Annotated in this window: 16 protein-coding genes; 9 read left to right on the top strand and 7 right to left on the bottom strand. The window is 70.4% G+C overall.

Features of this window, described 5'->3' with window-relative positions; translation table 11 throughout:
- The first annotated feature begins 63 nt into the window (after positions 1 to 63).
- From ACP4J3_RS43400 to ACP4J3_RS43390, 3 genes are all read left to right on the top strand, one after another.
- Positions 64 to 561: a phage holin family protein gene (locus tag ACP4J3_RS43400; RefSeq protein ID WP_426542477.1), complete on the top strand. Its 498-nt coding sequence runs from the start codon at positions 64 to 66 to the stop codon at positions 559 to 561.
- Positions 558 to 1496, top strand: a complete 939-nt coding sequence (locus tag ACP4J3_RS43395; protein WP_426542475.1) for an alpha/beta fold hydrolase — start codon at positions 558 to 560, stop codon at positions 1494 to 1496. The genes ACP4J3_RS43400 and ACP4J3_RS43395 overlap by 4 nt, the downstream gene beginning before the upstream one ends.
- Before the next feature lie 127 nt (positions 1497 to 1623).
- Complete coding sequence (locus ACP4J3_RS43390) at positions 1624 to 1806, top strand: hypothetical protein (RefSeq protein ID WP_426542473.1); 183 nt, start codon at positions 1624 to 1626, stop codon at positions 1804 to 1806.
- A 15-nt stretch (positions 1807 to 1821) separates the two neighbouring features.
- Here ACP4J3_RS43390 and ACP4J3_RS43385 read toward each other — a convergent pair whose 3' ends face one another.
- From ACP4J3_RS43385 to nth, 3 genes are all read right to left on the bottom strand, one after another.
- Positions 1822 to 3021, bottom strand: a complete 1200-nt coding sequence (locus tag ACP4J3_RS43385) for a MarP family serine protease (RefSeq protein ID WP_426542471.1) — start codon at positions 3019 to 3021, stop codon at positions 1822 to 1824.
- 48 nt (positions 3022 to 3069) lie between these two features.
- Complete coding sequence (locus tag ACP4J3_RS43380; protein ID WP_426542578.1) at positions 3070 to 3765, bottom strand: NUDIX hydrolase; 696 nt, start codon at positions 3763 to 3765, stop codon at positions 3070 to 3072.
- A 73-nt stretch (positions 3766 to 3838) separates the two neighbouring features.
- Complete coding sequence (gene nth / locus ACP4J3_RS43375) at positions 3839 to 4843, bottom strand: endonuclease III (RefSeq protein WP_426542469.1); 1005 nt, start codon at positions 4841 to 4843, stop codon at positions 3839 to 3841.
- Positions 4844 to 5119: 276 nt separating this feature from the next.
- On the opposite strand from nth, the gene ACP4J3_RS43370 reads away from it, so the two are divergent.
- From ACP4J3_RS43370 to ACP4J3_RS43360, 3 genes are all read left to right on the top strand, one after another.
- Positions 5120 to 5794 (top strand): Crp/Fnr family transcriptional regulator, encoded by a 675-nt coding sequence (locus ACP4J3_RS43370; RefSeq protein ID WP_015658871.1) that lies wholly within the window; start codon positions 5120 to 5122, stop codon positions 5792 to 5794.
- Positions 5795 to 6102: 308 nt separating this feature from the next.
- A complete protein-coding gene (locus ACP4J3_RS43365) occupies positions 6103 to 6975 on the top strand; it encodes an NUDIX hydrolase (protein WP_426542466.1) in 873 nt (290 codons plus the stop codon).
- 31 nt (positions 6976 to 7006) lie between these two features.
- The gene (locus ACP4J3_RS43360) at positions 7007 to 7837 is read left to right on the top strand and encodes an MBL fold metallo-hydrolase (protein ID WP_426542464.1); all 831 of its coding nucleotides are present in this window, start codon (positions 7007 to 7009) and stop codon (positions 7835 to 7837) included.
- A gap of 26 nt (positions 7838 to 7863) precedes the next feature.
- On the opposite strand, the gene ACP4J3_RS43355 is transcribed toward ACP4J3_RS43360, so the two are convergent.
- From ACP4J3_RS43355 to ACP4J3_RS43345, 3 genes are all read right to left on the bottom strand, one after another.
- Positions 7864 to 8703, bottom strand: coding sequence for a nucleotidyltransferase domain-containing protein (locus ACP4J3_RS43355; RefSeq protein ID WP_426542462.1), 840 nt, complete (start codon positions 8701 to 8703; stop codon positions 7864 to 7866).
- 142 nt (positions 8704 to 8845) lie between these two features.
- Positions 8846 to 9313 carry a RidA family protein gene (locus ACP4J3_RS43350; protein ID WP_426542460.1) on the bottom strand — a complete coding sequence of 156 codons (468 nt, stop codon included), beginning with the start codon at positions 9311 to 9313 and terminating at the stop codon, positions 8846 to 8848.
- Complete coding sequence (locus ACP4J3_RS43345) at positions 9310 to 9471, bottom strand: DUF4177 domain-containing protein (RefSeq protein ID WP_003975360.1); 162 nt, start codon at positions 9469 to 9471, stop codon at positions 9310 to 9312. Before ACP4J3_RS43345 ends, ACP4J3_RS43350 begins: the two co-directional genes overlap by 4 nt.
- A gap of 106 nt (positions 9472 to 9577) precedes the next feature.
- Between ACP4J3_RS43345 and ACP4J3_RS43340 the strand changes: the two genes are divergently transcribed.
- Positions 9578 to 10555, top strand: coding sequence for an ArsA family ATPase (locus ACP4J3_RS43340; RefSeq protein WP_426542458.1), 978 nt, complete (start codon positions 9578 to 9580; stop codon positions 10553 to 10555).
- Between the two features lie 94 nt (positions 10556 to 10649).
- Positions 10650 to 12110, top strand: coding sequence for an ArsA family ATPase (locus tag ACP4J3_RS43335; protein ID WP_426542456.1), 1461 nt, complete (start codon positions 10650 to 10652; stop codon positions 12108 to 12110).
- Positions 12111 to 12176: 66 nt separating this feature from the next.
- On the opposite strand, the gene wblA is transcribed toward ACP4J3_RS43335, so the two are convergent.
- Complete coding sequence (wblA, locus tag ACP4J3_RS43330) at positions 12177 to 12515, bottom strand: transcriptional regulator WblA (protein ID WP_194042842.1); 339 nt, start codon at positions 12513 to 12515, stop codon at positions 12177 to 12179.
- A gap of 474 nt (positions 12516 to 12989) precedes the next feature.
- On the opposite strand from wblA, the gene ACP4J3_RS43325 reads away from it, so the two are divergent.
- Complete coding sequence (locus ACP4J3_RS43325) at positions 12990 to 15272, top strand: transglycosylase domain-containing protein (protein WP_426542453.1); 2283 nt, start codon at positions 12990 to 12992, stop codon at positions 15270 to 15272.
- The last annotated feature ends 70 nt before the right edge of the window (positions 15273 to 15342 follow it).

Below are 15342 nucleotides of genomic sequence, written 5' to 3'. Positions count from 1 at the left end.
ACAAAAGACGGAACCGTACGCACTCAGGCGGAAGACGGAACCGTGACTACGAGGGAGACCGCGATGAGCGCACCCGACGGCAGCCCGGTCGGCGCCGAACGCAGCATCGGCCAGTTGTTCGCCTCGGCCACGACCGAGATGTCGGCGCTGGTGCATGACGAGATCGCCCTGGCGAAGGCGCAGCTCAAGCAGGACGTCAAGCGCGGTGCGACAAGCGGCGGCCTGTTCATGGTGGCCGGCGGTGTCCTGCTGTTCTCCCTGCCGATGCTGAACTTCGCCCTCGCGTACGGCATTCGGACCTGGAGCGACTGGAACCTCGCGATCTGCTTCGTGCTGTCCTTCGCGGCGAACGTCCTCGTCGCCGTCGTCCTGGGGCTGATCGGCGTCGTCTTCGCGAAGAAGGCCAAGAAGAGCAAGGGCCCGCAGAAGGTCGCCGCCTCGGTGAAGGAGACCGCGGGTGTCCTGCAGAAGGCCAAGCCGCACCCGCGGTCGGCCCCCGCTCCGGAGCTGGAGATCCGGGAACCGGCGGCCATCGAGGCTGTGGCACGCTCGTCGTCATGACGGATCCCGCCGCCCCTACGCCGCAACCGGCCTCGGTCGTACGACTGGATGGTCCCTGGACACACCGGGACGTGGCCGCCAATGGTGCGCGCTTCCACATCGCCGAGCTGGGCGACGGCCCGCTGGTCCTGCTGCTGCACGGCTTCCCGCAGTTCTGGTGGACCTGGCGGCACCAGCTCGTCGCGCTCGCCGACGCGGGGTTCCGGGCGGTGGCGATGGACCTGAGGGGGGTGGGCGGCAGCGACCGTACGCCGCGGGGTTACGACCCGGCCAACCTCGCCCTCGACATCACCGGCGTGGTCCGTTCGCTCGGCGAGCCCGACGCCGCGCTGGTCGGCCATGACCTGGGCGGATACCTCGCGTGGACGGCGGCCGTGATGCGCCCCAAGCTGGTGCGACGGCTCGCGGTCGCGTCCATGCCGCACCCCCGGCGCTGGCGCTCGGCGATGCTCTCCGACGTCAAGCAGACGAGTGCGGGTTCCTACATCTGGGGGTTTCAGCGCCCCTGGATTCCCGAGCGGCGGCTCACCGCCGACGACGGGGCGCTGGTCGGCCGGCTGATCCGGGACTGGTCCGGCCCGCGCCTGCCGGACGACGACGCGGTGGACACGTACCGCCGCGCCATCGGCATCCCGTCCACGGCGCACTGCTCGATCGAGCCGTACCGCTGGATGGTGCGCTCGCTGGCCCGCCCCGACGGCATCCAGTTCAACCGGCGTATGAAGCGACCGGTGCGCGTGCCGACGCTGCATCTGCACGGCTCCCTCGACCCGGTGATGCGCACCCGCAGCGCGGCCGGCTCCGGCGAGTACGTCGAAGCGCCGTACCGCTGGCGCCTGTTCGACGGCCTCGGGCACTTCCCGCACGAGGAGGACCCGGTCGCTTTCTCCACCGAACTCATCAACTGGCTGAAAGACCCCGAACCCGATCGGTGACCGCGCCGATGCGCCCGGTATCCGGAACTGAACACCTGTACTACGAACAGCCAATTGCCCGGCGCATAGGCCAATTGGGGGCGCGTGAGGCGGTTATCGACCATGGGGCAGGGGCAGACGTCGGGGTATGGGCTGGACGCACGACTACAGTGACGCAGCACGCAATCGCCGCTCGGCCAGTGGCCTGAGCTCCCACCAACGGGGCAGCGCCCCGCAGATAGCGAGCGCCGATCCCCGGGTGGGCATTCCGCGCATCCTGCGCCGTCGTGCGCGCTGGGTCTCGGTGCGCCTGCGCCACCCGCGCGGCTGACGCCGGACCCGAACGTCACAGCGCGCAGTTGTCGCTGTCCACCTGCTGGTTGGCGGTACGCCCCTTGACGATGTCCTCCTGGATCTCGTCCGCGGTGAGCGCATAGCCGGTCTCGGCGTCGTCGAGCGACTTGGCGAACACCACGCCGTACACCTTGCCCTCGGGCGTGAGCAGCGGTCCGCCGGAGTTGCCCTGGCGGACGACCGCGTACAGCGAGTAGACGTCACGGCGCACGGTGCCGCGGTGGTAGATGTCCGGGCCGTTGGCCGGCAGGCGCCCGCGCACCCGCGCGGCCCGCACGTCGTACGCCCCGTTCTCCGGGAAGCCCGCGATGATCGCGCTGTCGCCGCTCTCGGCGTCGGTGGCGGTGAACCGCAGCGCGGGCGCGTCCATGTCCGGTACGTCCAGTACGGCGATGTCGCGCTCCCAGTCGTAGAGGACGACCTTCGCGTCGTACCGCCTGCCCTCTCCGCCTATCTGGACGGTGGGTTCGTCGACACCGCCGACGACATGCGCGTTGGTCATGACCCGGCGGTCGGCGAAGACGAAGCCGGTGCCCTCCAGGACCTTGCCGCAACTCGTCGCCGTGCCCATGACCTTCACAATGGATCGCTGGGCGCGGGTGGCCACCGGGCTGTTGGCCAGGGCCGGGTCGGGCGGCTGGACGTCGTTGATCGGCTCGTTCGCGAACGGGCTGAAGACCTGCGGGAAGCCGTTCTGCGCGAGCACGGAGGAGAAGTCCGCGAACCAGGTGTTCGCCTGGTCGGGCAGCGCCTGCGAGACGCCGTGCAGCACCTTGGAGTTACGGACCTCCTTGCCGAGCGTCGGCAGTGTCGTCCCGGCGAGTGCGGAACCGATCAGCCAGGCGACAAGGAGCATCGCGACCACGTTGACGAGGGCGCCGCCGGTCGCGTCCAGGGCGCGGGCCGGGGACCAGGTGATGTACCGGCGCAGCTTGTTGCCGAGATGGGTGGTCAGGGCCTGGCCGACGGAGGCGCAGACGATCACGACGACGACCGCGACGACGGCGGCGGTCGTGTTGACCTCGGCGTTGTCGGTCAGCGCGTCCCAGATGACCGGCAGCAGATAGACGGCCACGAGGCCGCCGCCGAGGAAGCCGATCACCGACAGGATGCCGACGACGAAGCCCTGGCGGTAGCCCACGATCGCGAACCAGACGGCGGCGACCAGCAGCAGGATGTCCAGCACGTTCACCGATTCAGGCCTCGCCTCGTCACTCTCCGGTCCACGGCAGACACCCTGTCATGACCGCCAGTCGAGCGGGACCTGCTTGCCCCGGTCCCAGGGCCGCTCCCAGCCCGAGAAATGGAGCAGACGGTCGATGATTCCGGCTGTGAAGCCCCATACCAGTGCCGATTCGACCAGAAATGCCGGACCTCTGTGGCCGCTGGGATGGACGGTCGTGGCGCGGTTGTCCGGATTCGTGAGATCCGCCACGGGGACGGTGAAAACACGCGCCGTCTCGTTCGGATCGACGACGTCGACCGGACTGGGCACCCGCCACCAGCCGAGCACCGGCGTGACGACGAAGCCGCTGACCGGGATGTACAGCTTGGGCAGGACCCCGAAGAGCTGGACGCCGCTCGGATCGAGCCCGGTCTCCTCCTCGGCCTCGCGGAGAGCGGCCCGCAGCGGCCCGTCGGCCTGCGGGTCGCCGTCCTCGGGGTCGAGGGCGCCACCGGGAAAGGACGGCTGCCCGGCGTGCGACCGCAGCGAACTGGCCCGCTCCATGAGCAGCAGCTCGGGCCCGCGCTCACCGTCACCGAAGAGAATCAGTACGGCGGACTGCCGCCCGGCCCCGCTCTTTGGCGGCAGGAAGCGGCTCAGCTCCAGCGGCTCGACGGTCTCCACCACCCGCACCACGGGCTCCAGCCACCCCGGCAGCCCATCCTTGCTGAGCACCACTGACCCGTCCCGCGTATCGCTCGCCCTCGTCATAGCCACCCCCGTCGTCCTGCCGAGTCCAACGCCCGAGGGCACCTAGATCGTTCCGCCCGGGCCTCCCGCCCCGTCATCCGGCCCCCAGCGGCGGAGCCGGCTTCCCGCCCGCGTCCAGATAGGCCTGCGGCGGCTTGAGCCGCTGCCCCGGAAAGCCGCCCTTCTCGTACTTCAGCAGCTTCTTCGCCTTCTCCGGGTCCGTCTCGCCTTCGCCGTACGCCGGGCAGAGCGGCGCGATGGGGCAGGCGCCGCACGCGGGCTTGCGGGCGTGGCAGATGCGCCGGCCGTGCCAGATCACATGGTGCGACAGATCCGTCCAGTCGCTCTTCGGGAACAGGGCGGCGATCTCGGCCTCGATCTTGTCCGGGTCCGTCTGCTCGGTCCACTGCCAGCGCCGCACCAGCCGCTGGAAGTGCGTGTCCACGGTGATGCCGGGCCGCCCGAAGGCGTTGCCGAGAACGACGAACGCCGTCTTGCGCCCCACCCCCGGCAGCTTCACCAACTCCTCCAGCCGCCCGGGAACCTCACCCCCATGGTTCTCCACCAGCGCCTTGGACAGCCCCATGACCGACCTGGTCTTGGCCCGGAAGAAGCCGCACGGCCGCAGGATCTCCTCGACCTCCTCCGGGTTGGCACCGGCCAGGTCCTCGGGGGTCGGGTACTTGGCGAACAGCGCCGGGGTCGTCTGGTTGACGCGCAGGTCGGTGGTCTGGGCGGACAGCACGGTGGCGACCAGGAGCTGGAAGGAGTTGTCGAAGTCCAGCTCCGGATGGGCGTAGGGATAGACCTCGGCGAGCTCGCGGTTGATACGCCGGGCCCGACGGACGAGGGCGGTCGACGGCTTGGCCCCGACGGTCTTGACGGCCGAGGCACCCTTCGCGGCGACGGAGGCCTTCGCAGGGGCGACGACGGGCTTCTTGGCGATCGCCTTCTTGGCGGTCACTTTCTTGGCAGCCGCCTTCTTCGCACTCACCGCTTTCTTCACCGCCTCTTTCCCGCCACCGGAAGCCGTCCCGCCCGGCGCCTTTTTCGCCGCTTTTGCCGTTTTTCTTCCGCCACCGGGGTCCTGTTCGCCCACAGCGGAATCGCGATGTACAACCACCCGCCCAGCCCCCTTGGCCTGTGCTCTCACCGGCGATTTGGACACCCGGCCAGCCTAAAGCCCACCACCGACATCCGCCCCGGACCCCGATGATCGGCCCCCAATTGGACCCCTGCCGCTTACCTCGGGACATGTGTGCGGCATCCTTGTGACAGATCACACTGTTTGGACCGTCCGGCAAAATGGGGAGCACGGTCCCCTGGTACCAAGGGGGAGCAAGATCCCCTGAGCAGGTCGACAAGGAGAGAACTCGTGGACGACGTTCTGCGGCGCAACCCGCTCTTCGCGGCTCTCGACGACGAGCAGTCCGCGGAACTGCGCGCCTCCATGAGTGAGGTGACCCTCGCACGTGGCGACTCCCTGTTCCACGAGGGCGACCCGGGCGACCGGCTCTACGTCGTCACCGAGGGCAAGGTCAAGCTTCACCGCACATCCCCCGACGGCCGCGAGAACATGCTCGCCGTCGTCGGCCCCGGGGAGCTCATCGGCGAGCTGTCCCTGTTCGACCCGGGCCCGCGCACGGCGACCGCCACCGCGCTGACCGAGGTCAAGCTGCTGGGCCTGGGCCACGGCGACCTCCAGCCCTGGCTGAACGCCCGCCCCGAGGTGGCCACCGCACTGCTGCGCGCCGTGGCCCGCCGCCTGCGCCGCACCAACGACGCGATGTCCGACCTCGTCTTCTCGGACGTCCCCGGCCGCGTGGCCCGCGCGCTCCTGGACCTCTCCCGCCGCTTCGGCGTGCAGTCCGAGGAGGGCATCCACGTCGTCCACGACCTCACTCAGGAGGAGCTGGCCCAGCTTGTCGGCGCGTCCCGCGAGACGGTCAACAAGGCCCTGGCCGACTTCGCCCAGCGCGGCTGGCTGCGCCTGGAGGCCCGCGCGGTGATCCTGCTGGACGTGGAGCGCCTGGCAAAGCGCTCGCGCTAGCGTTCCTGCCTGCGAGGAGGCGCACCCCCACGCACGGGCAGCCGCGTACGGCGGGAAGGGGCCGTGGCGGGGGGTGTCCGCCCGCAGTGGCCGGCGTCAAGAAACGATGACCACCCTGCCCAACCCCAACCGCCGGTCCGAGGACGGGCACCCCCCGCACGGCCCCGACCCACAACGCACCCGCAGGCGCTACGCGAACCCCCACACACCCGCAGCGGCGCCGCAGGCATCAACGCGAACCCCCACCCACCAGCCACGCCCCAAGACCACCCCTCGAACATCCGCCCACCAAGAGATAGCCTCCGCCCATGGCAAACGGGCAGTGGTACCCACCGGAGTGGCCGGACCGTATCCGCGCACTCGCGGACGGAAGCCTCACCCCCGTCGCCCCGAAACGGGCGGCCACCGTCATGCTGCTCAAGGACGCCAGCACCGGCCCCGCCGTGCACATGCTGCGCCGCCGTAGCTCCATGGCCTTCGCCGGCGGCGCGTACGCCTACCCCGGCGGCGGCGTCGACCCACGCGACGAGCAGCCCATCCGTTGGGCGGGCCCCACGCGCGCGTGGTGGGCCCAGCGGCTCGGCGTCGAGCAGGCCACGGCTCAGGCGATCGTGTGCGCCGCGGTACGGGAGACGTACGAGGAAGCAGGCGTCCTCCTGGCCGGCCCCACCGCCGATTCCGTCGTAGGCGACACCACAGGCGACGGCTGGGAGAGGGACCGCGCCGCCCTGGTCGCCCGCGACGTGTCGTTCGCCGAGTTCCTCGACCGCCGAGGACTCGCCCTGCGCTCCGACCTCCTGGGCGCCTGGACACGCTGGATCACCCCGGAGTTCGAGCCCCGCCGCTACGACACCTGGTTCTTCGTGGCCGCCCTCCCGGAGGGCCAGCGCACCCGCAACGCCTCCACAGAGGCCGACCGCACGGTATGGATCCGCCCCACGGACGCCGCCGCCTCCTACGACAAGGGCGAGCTGCTGATGATGCCGCCCACCATCGCGACACTGCGCCAGTTGACCCCGTACGACAGCGCCGCCCAGGCCCTCGCCGCTGCCCCGGCCCGGAACCTCACCCCCGTCCTGGCGCAGGCACGCCTCGAGGACGGCGAGATCGTGCTCGCCTGGCCCGGCCACGACGAGTTCACCAAGCACATCCCGACCGGCGGAACCGGAACCCCCACATGACCGCACCCGCAGCCCCGGAAGGCCCCCACGCATGACGGACGCCGCAGCCCTCCCCGGCCAGCCGCGAGGCGGGGTCCTCACCGGCCCCGCCACCCCCCGCGCCGTCAACGTCCTCGCCCCCAACCCCTCCGCGATGACCCTGGACGGCACCAACACCTGGATCGTCTCCGAGCCGGACTCCGACCTGGCCGTCGTGATCGACCCGGGCCCGCAGGACGAGGGTCATCTGCGCAACGTCGTCGCCATGGCCGAGAAGTCCGGCAAGCGCGTCGCCCTGACCCTGCTCACCCACGGCCACCCCGACCACGCAGAGGGCGCCGCCCGCTTCGCCGAACTGACCGGCACGCGCGTGCGTGCCCTCGACCCGGCGCTGCGACTCGGCGGCGAAGGGCTGGGCGCCGGGGACGTGGTCACCGTCGGCGGCCTGGAGCTGCGCGTCGTACCGACGCCCGGGCACACCGCCGACTCCCTCTCCTTCCACCTCCCGGCCGACCGCGCCGTCCTGACCGGCGACACGATCCTGGGCCGCGGCACAACCGTCGTCGCACACCCCGACGGCCGCCTCGGCGACTACCTGGACTCGCTACGGCGCCTGCGGTCCCTCACGGTCGACGACGGCGTGCACACCGTCCTCCCGGGCCACGGCCCCGTCCTGGAGGACGCCCAGGGCGCCGTCGAGTTCTACCTCGCCCACCGCGCCCACCGCCTCGCCCAGGTCGAGACGGCGGTCGAGGACGGCCACGGCACCCCGGCCGAGGTCGTCGCCCATGTGTACGCGGACGTGGACCGCTCCCTGTGGCCGGCGGCGGAGCTGTCGGTGCGGGCGCAGATGGACTACCTGGAGGAGCACGGGCTCATCTAGTCCGGCCCGGACCAGCGTCGAACGGCCTAGGCCGGCCGATCGGGCCGCGGCGCCTTGATGCCGTGCACGCGCGCGTACTCCTCGGCGAGCCAGGGCCCGAGGTCGTCGACGTAGGAGCGGAGCACGCCGGCATCCCCGACCGGCTCGTACCCGAGCACGGCCGCCGCCCGCATCTGCCGGGCCCGGTCGGGGTAGTACGTGCCGAAGGCCTCGGCCATGTCGTTCAGATCGCTGGTCCAGCCGTTCCAGCGGGGCATGACGAGTGTGAAGCCGGTACGGACGAGACGCCGGGACATGAACCGCACGAGCCGCCGCCGGGCCCGGTCGGCGTCGTCGGCGACGTCGGCGTCAGCGATGCGGGTGCGCCAGCGGGGCAGCAGCAGGGCGAGATCCCCGTTGGTCTCACGGGCGAGCAGTGAGTCGGGGCGATAGCGCGGCAGCTGCCGGGCGAGATCCTCGCCGAGCAGCGGCGTACACAGACAGGCGACGAACCATCCCAGGTCGTGCCTCTCCAGCTCGCTCAGCACCCGCGCCCGGCTCTCCAGCAGCGTCCCGGCCCCGTCGATCTCCCGGAACTCCTCGTCCAGCGCCGCATCGAGCGCCCGGGCCCGCGCCCGGTCCTCGGCTCCGGGCTCCTCGTGCAGGACGACCAGCAGATCCAGGTCGCTGCGCCCCACGCGCGCGGTGCCGCGAGGGATCGACCCGTAGAGGTAGGCGCTGTGCAGCCGCGCCCCGAACACGGCCGGCAGACGGTCCCGCGCGGCGGCGACGATGTGCCGGAAGCCACGCGGAACAAGCCCGAGGGACCCTTCGCGCGCGATGTACCCCTGGGCGTCGAGCCCCCTGCCCTGAACGGTTCCGGCCATGGGGGTCACTGTGCCCCGCCGTAGAGCCGGAGCGCCGCCCATTTTCGGCACGGCGCCAGGCACGGCAGGCACAAAGCCAGGCCGGCACGGCCGCTGATCGGTCTGCCCGGGACACCCCCGGACAGACCGCACCCCCGAAGGCCTACGCCTCCGTCAGCTCCACCTGAACCTCGACCTCGACCGGCGCGTCCAGCGGAAGCACGGCCACGCCGACCGCACTGCGCGCGTGCACGCCCTTGTCGCCCAGGACCTCGGCGAAGAGCTCGCTCGCGCCGTTGATGACACCGGGCTGCCCCGTGAAGTCGGAGGCCGACGCCACGAAGCCCACGACCTTCACCACGCGCGCGATGCGGTCCAGGTCGCCCGCCACCGACTTCACGGCCGCGAGGGCGTTCAGTGCGCAGACGCGGGCGAGGTCCTTGGCCTCCTCGGCGGTGACCTCCGCGCCCACCTTGCCGGTGACCGGAAGCTTGCCCTCCACCATGGGGAGCTGGCCGGCGGTGTAGACATACGCGCCGGACCGGACCGCCGGCTGGTACGCGGCGAGCGGCGGCACGACCTCCGGAAGCGTCAGGCCCAGCTCGGCGAGTTTCGCCTCGACCGCGCTCATGCCTGCTTCTCCCGCTTCAGGTAGGCCACGAGTTGCTCGGGGTTGTTCGGCCCGGGCACGACCTGGACGAGCTCCCAGCCGTCCTCGCCCCAGGTGTCCAGAATCTGCTTCGTGGCATGGACGAGCAGCGGCACGGTTGCGTATTCCCACTTGGTCATGTGGCCGACTTTATCCGTTGGCCACGGGGCGCCACGCGGCCGACCGCCCCCAAGTTATCCACAGGCTGCCGCGTGCCCGGCGCACCGACTGGTTAGGCTCGAAGACGTGAGCAGGCTCCAGGTCGTCAGCGGCAAGGGCGGGACCGGAAAGACCACGGTCGCCGCCGCGCTCGCGCTCGCCCTCGCCACCGAGGGGAAGCGGACGCTTCTCGTCGAGGTCGAGGGCAGGCAGGGCATCGCGCAGCTCTTCGAGACAGAGGCGCTGCCCTATGAGGAGCGGAAGATCGCCGTCGCTCCTGGGGGCGGGGAGGTGTACGCCCTCGCCATAGACCCCGAACTGGCCCTTCTGGACTACCTCCAGATGTTCTACAAGATGGGCGGTGCGGGCCGGGCCCTGAAGAAGCTCGGCGCGATCGACTTCGCCACCACCATCGCACCGGGGCTGAGAGACGTGCTTCTCACCGGTAAGGCGTGCGAGGCGGTGCGCCGCAAGGACAAGGCCGGACGGTTCGTCTACGACTGTGTCGTCATGGACGCGCCACCCACCGGGCGCATCACCCGCTTCCTGAACGTCAACGACGAGGTCGCGGGGCTCGCCAGGATCGGGCCGATACACAATCAGGCGCAGGCCGTGATGCGGGTGCTGAAGTCGGCGGAGACGGCCGTGCATCTGGTGACGCTCCTCGAGGAGATGCCCGTCCAGGAGACCGCGGACGGGATCGCCGAGCTGCGCGCGGCGCGGCTGCCGGTCGGGCGGGTCATCGTGAACATGGTGCGGCCCGAGGTGTTGGACGCGACCGACCTGGAACTCGTACGGAGCGTCCCGCGCGCGGCCCTCGCCAAGTCGCTGTCCTCGGCCGGGCTCGGCGGGGCACGGCGCGGCGGGAACGCCGAGAAGCTGGTGGACCCGCTGCTGACGCAGGCCGACGAGTACGCCGAGCGGCACGCGCTGGAGCACGAGCAGCGGGCGGTCCTGGACGAGTTGGGGCTGCCGGTGCACGAACTGCCGCTGCTCGCCGAGGGCATGGACCTGGCGGGCCTGTACGAACTCGCGAACGAGCTGCGGGAACAGGGCCTGTCATGAGTCCGTTCACTAGTCGGGAGCCGTACACGGTACGTCGAAAGCCGTACGCGGTACGTCGGGAGCCGTACGCGGTACGTCGGAAGCAGGGGATGTCATGAGTCCGGAACCGGCCCACGCACACGACGCCGCTCGCCAGCCGCACCACCCCGCGCACCCCCCGCATCTGTCCCCCGCGCGCGCCCTCGACCTCGACCCGCTGCTCGACGACCCGACGACCCGCATCGTGGTGTGCTGCGGCTCGGGCGGCGTCGGCAAGACCACCACCGCGGCGGCGCTGGGCCTGCGGGCCGCCGAGCGCGGGCGCAAGGTGGTCGTGCTGACCATCGACCCGGCCCGCCGGCTCGCCCAGTCGATGGGCATCGACTCGCTGGACAACACCCCGCGCCGGGTCAAGGGCGTCGAGGGCGAGGGCGAGCTGCACGCGATGATGCTCGACATGAAGCGCACCTTCGACGAGATCGTCGAGGCGCACGCGGACCCCGAGCGGGCGGCCGCGATCCTGGGCAACCCCTTCTACCAGTCGCTCTCGGCGGGCTTCGCGGGCACGCAGGAGTACATGGCGATGGAGAAGCTGGGCCAGTTGCGGGCCCGGGACGAGTGGGACCTCATCGTCGTGGACACCCCGCCGTCCCGCTCGGCGCTGGACTTCCTGGACGCGCCCAAGCGGCTCGGGTCCTTCCTCGACGGCAAGCTGATCCGGGTCCTGCTGGCCCCGGCGAAGGTCGGCGGACGCGCGGGGATGAAGTTCCTGAACGTCGGCATGTCGATGATGACGGGAGCGCTCGGCAAGCTGCTCGGCGGGCAGTTGCTGAAGGACGTACAGACCTTCGTGGCCGCCATGGACTCGATGTTCGGCGGCTTCCGCACGCGCGCGGACGCCACGTACAAGCTGCTTCAGGCGCCCGGGACGGCGTTCCTGGTGGTGGCGGCGCCGGAGCGGGACGCGCTGCGGGAGGCGGCGTACTTCGTGGAGCGGCTGGCCGCCGAGGACATGCCGCTGGCGGGTCTGGTGCTCAACCGGGTCCACGGCAGCGGCGCCGACCGGCTGTCGGCCGAGCGGGCGCTCGCCGCCGCGGAAAATCTTGAAGAGCCCCGCATTGTCGATCAGGAGGGCGGGAAAGCTGGACTTCGTAACTCCCCCGACACGTACGACAGTTCAGAATCGGTCACTTCCGAGGCAGCCACATCCGAGGCATCGGCTCCCGACGCAGGCTCCCCCGCCGCGGACTTGGAGCGATCCGCAGCCACGGACGAGCCGCCGCCCGTGGGCCCACAGTCCGTTGACCCACAGCACGTCGATCCACAGCCCATCGCGCCGCATGTGGAGCGGTCCGTCGACCAGCTCACCGCAGGCCTGCTGAGGCTGCACGCCGAGCGGATGCAGTTGCTCTCCCGCGAGCAGCGCACGCGTGACCGCTTCACCGCGCTCCACCCCGAGGTGGCGGTGACCGAAGTGGCCGCGCTGCCCGGCGACGTACATGACCTCGTGGGGCTGCGGGACATCGGAAACCGGCTCGCGGCCCAGCGGCCGGAGCTGCCCGATCCCGGGGCGTGATACCGCGGTCGGTTCCTGGGGACGGCCTCGTGGCCCCCGCCTGAGGCGCCTGACGGGGTGGCCCCCTCAGCCCACCGCCGCGTAGTTCTCGTACACCTCGTCGTCGTCGAGCGGCAGCAGGCCCGCCCCGCGCTCGTACTCCGTGCGCGCGGTCTCCAGCAGCCGGCGCCACGAGGTGACCGTCGGCCGCCTGCGCAGCAGCGCTCGGCGCTCCCGCTCCGTCATTCCTCCCCACACGCCGAACTCGACGCGGTTGTCCAGCGCGTCCGCCAGGCACTCCGTGCGCACCGGGCATCCGGTGCACACCGCCTTGGCCCTGTTCTGCGCTGCTCCCTGAACGAACAGTTCATCCGGATCGGTAGTGCGGCAGGCCGCCTGCGCACTCCAGTCGGTTACCCAGCCCATACCGGCGCCGTCCTCTCCCGAATCGAGGCTCCCCCACGGCGGCAGCGGCATATTCACCGCCGCCAGTTGAGGACGTTACGGAAGGTGGGCACAGCGCAACACCCCCTTCGGGCCCAATCTTGAATGGCCCGAACGGACTATGGGTAAGCGGCAGATCACCCGGGGGAGTGAGCTGACGACATGCGTAACTTTCCCGGCAAACCGGGACAGTTCCACTGAGTCACAACGGACGCCGGATGACACACAAGGCGGATTCGGACACGCCCCCACCAAAAAAGTGGGCCATCGCCAGAACGATTCGGGGTCGCCGGACGTATTGATACGTGGCCGCGTTGCTGTGACAGTTGAGAGCAGCTTAGGCCAAGGCCTGCACGCCTGTCCGGCGAATGGGAAGGCCTGCGGTGCGCTTTGCCGTGCCGTGACTCACGGCCGCCCGCACTCGGATCGCTCATTCCTACGGATTAGGCTGCCCCCATGCCAAAGAACCGCTCGGGCGGTGGTCTGTCGCCGACGCAGCAGGCCGCCAAGTTCCTCGGTGTCAGTGTGCTCGCGGGAGCCGTGCTGGCCGGAATCGCGCTGCCCGCCGTCGGCGCGCTGGGGCTCGCGGCCAAGGGGTCCGTCGAAAGCTTCGACGAGCTCCCGGCCAACCTCAAGACACCTCCGCTGAGCCAGCGCACCACGATCCTGGACGCCGAGGGCGGCACCATCGCCACGGTCTACTCGCGCGACCGTACGGTGGTCGACCTCAAGGACATCTCGCCGTACATGCAGCAGGCGATCGTCGCGATCGAGGACGCCCGCTTCTACCAGCACGGCGCGGTCGACCTGAAGGGCGTCCTGCGCGCCCTCAACCGCAACGCCCAGAGCGGCGGCGTCAGCGAGGGCGCCTCCACGCTGACCCAGCAGTACGTCAAGAACGTCTTCGTCGAGGAGGCCGGCGACGACGCGACGAAGGTCGCGCAGGCCACCCAGCAGACCCTCGGCCGCAAGATCAAGGAGCTGAAGTTCGCGATCCAGGTGGAGGAGGAGCTCGGCAAGAAGAAGATCCTCGAGAACTACCTGAACATCACGTTCTTCGGCCAGCAGGCGTACGGCGTCGAGGCCGCGGCCCAGCGCTACTTCTCCAAGTCCGCCAAGGACCTCAAGCTCCAGGAAGCCGCGCTGCTCGCCGGCATCGTCCAGTCGCCCAGCCGCTACGACCCGGTCAACGACGAGGCCGAGGCCACCAAGCGGCGCAACGTCGTCCTGCAGCGCATGGCCGACCTCGGCGACGTCCCCCAGGCGGAGGCCGACGAGGCCAAGAAGACCCCGCTGGGCCTGAAGGTCAGCAAGCCCAAGAACGGCTGCATCACCGCGGTCAAGGGCGCCAGCTTCTTCTGCAAGTACGTCGAGAAGGTGTTCCTCGCCGACCCGGTCTTCGGCAAGAACCGCGAGGCCCGCGCCAAGATCTGGAACCAGGGCGGCCTGACCATCACGACGACCCTCGACCCGCAGTCCCAGAAGTCGGTCCAGGCCTCCCTCAAGGACCACGTCAACCAGGACGACAAGGTCGCCGCCGCGGCCACCCTCGTCGAGCCCGGCACCGGCAAGATCCTCGGCATGGGCCAGTCGAAGCCGTACGGCTACGGCAAGAACGAGACCGAGTACAACTACTCGGTCGACGCGAAGTACGGCGGCTCCAACTTCGGCTTCCCGACCGGTTCGACGTTCAAGCCGTTCGTCGCGGCGGCCGCGCTGGAGGAGGGCCGACCGCCGACGCAGCAGTACTCGTCGCCGTACCAGATGGAGTACCCGAGCCCGGTCCAGACGTGCGAGAGCGCGCCGTGGACCAACCGGAGGGGCGAGAAGCTCGAGAACGAGAGCGAGTCGGAGCGCGGCCCCTACCGCCTGAAGAAGGCGATGGAGCTGTCGGTGAACACCTACTTCGTGCAGATGGTCGCCGACATCGGCCTGTGCCCGGTGGTCAACGTCACCGACAAGCTCCACGTCCGCCAGGGCAACGGCGACAAGCTCCCGGAGACGCCCGCCGTCACCCTCGGCTCGGTCGGCCTCTCGCCCCTGACGATGGCGAGCGCGTACGCCGCCTTCGCCTCCCGCGGCATGTACTGCACGCCGATCGCCATCGAGTCGATCTCGCAGAAGGTCGGCGGCCAGCAGAAGTCCCTGGAGGTGCCGAAGTCGACCTGCTCGCGCGCGATGTCCGAGAAGACCGCGGACACCGTCAGCAGCCTGCTGCAGGGCGTGGTCGACTCCGGTACGGGCCGGGAGGCCGGCCTCACCGACCGCGACAGCGCCGGCAAGACCGGTACGACGGACGAGCGCCGCAACGCCTGGTTCGTCGGCTACACGCCGAACCTCTCGGGCGCCGTCTGGGTCGGCAGCGCCACCCAGAAGGTCAAGATGCGCAACATCTACATCGGCGGCCAGTACCACGACCTGGTCTACGGCGGCAAGGTGCCGGGGCCGATCTGGCGGGACGCCATGGTGGGCGCCCTGGAGGGCAAGCCCGTCGAGGACTTCAACACCATCTACATCCCTGACGACAAGGACCGCGACAGGGACAGGGATGACGACGACGAGGGCGACGACGGCAACAACGGCGACGACAACGTCATCGGCGGCCTGATCGGCGGCGGCGACAACGGCGGGGGCAACGGCGGATCGGACGGCGGCACGTTCCCGACGCCGACGTTCTCGATCCCGGAGGGCTGGTGGCAGGGCCAGTCGAACGGGAACGGCAATGGGGGACGCGACTAGGGCCTGTTGTGAAAGTGCTGGTCACAGCCACTCGTTGATGGCTGCGACCAGCACGGTCGCTTCGTAGCGG

This window comes from Streptomyces sp. UG1 (assembly GCF_049974585.1).
Classification (GTDB): Bacteria; Actinomycetota; Actinomycetes; order Streptomycetales; family Streptomycetaceae; genus Streptomyces.
Note: the sequence above shows the minus strand (reverse complement) of the source record. Positions and strands in the feature narration are given on the sequence as shown.

What these genes read in the sequence shown, in the direction of transcription:
- ACP4J3_RS43400 (WP_426542477.1), top strand. Translation starts at nt 64, where the DNA reads ATGAGCGCACCCGACGGCAGCCCGGTCGGCGCCGAACGCAGCATCGGC.
- ACP4J3_RS43395 (WP_426542475.1), top strand. Translation starts at nt 558, where the DNA reads ATGACGGATCCCGCCGCCCCTACGCCGCAACCGGCCTCGGTCGTACGA.
- ACP4J3_RS43390 (WP_426542473.1), top strand. Translation starts at nt 1,624, where the DNA reads ATGGGCTGGACGCACGACTACAGTGACGCAGCACGCAATCGCCGCTCG.
- ACP4J3_RS43380 (WP_426542578.1), bottom strand. Translation starts at nt 3,765, where the DNA reads ATGACGAGGGCGAGCGATACGCGGGACGGGTCAGTGGTGCTCAGCAAG.
- ACP4J3_RS43365 (WP_426542466.1), top strand. Translation starts at nt 6,103, where the DNA reads ATGGCAAACGGGCAGTGGTACCCACCGGAGTGGCCGGACCGTATCCGC.
- ACP4J3_RS43360 (WP_426542464.1), top strand. Translation starts at nt 7,007, where the DNA reads ATGACGGACGCCGCAGCCCTCCCCGGCCAGCCGCGAGGCGGGGTCCTC.
- ACP4J3_RS43355 (WP_426542462.1), bottom strand. Translation starts at nt 8,703, where the DNA reads ATGGCCGGAACCGTTCAGGGCAGGGGGCTCGACGCCCAGGGGTACATC.
- ACP4J3_RS43350 (WP_426542460.1), bottom strand. Translation starts at nt 9,313, where the DNA reads ATGAGCGCGGTCGAGGCGAAACTCGCCGAGCTGGGCCTGACGCTTCCG.
- ACP4J3_RS43345 (WP_003975360.1), bottom strand. Translation starts at nt 9,471, where the DNA reads ATGACCAAGTGGGAATACGCAACCGTGCCGCTGCTCGTCCATGCCACG.
- ACP4J3_RS43335 (WP_426542456.1), top strand. Translation starts at nt 10,650, where the DNA reads ATGAGTCCGGAACCGGCCCACGCACACGACGCCGCTCGCCAGCCGCAC.
- wblA (WP_194042842.1), bottom strand. Translation starts at nt 12,515, where the DNA reads ATGGGCTGGGTAACCGACTGGAGTGCGCAGGCGGCCTGCCGCACTACC.
- ACP4J3_RS43325 (WP_426542453.1), top strand. Translation starts at nt 12,990, where the DNA reads ATGCCAAAGAACCGCTCGGGCGGTGGTCTGTCGCCGACGCAGCAGGCC.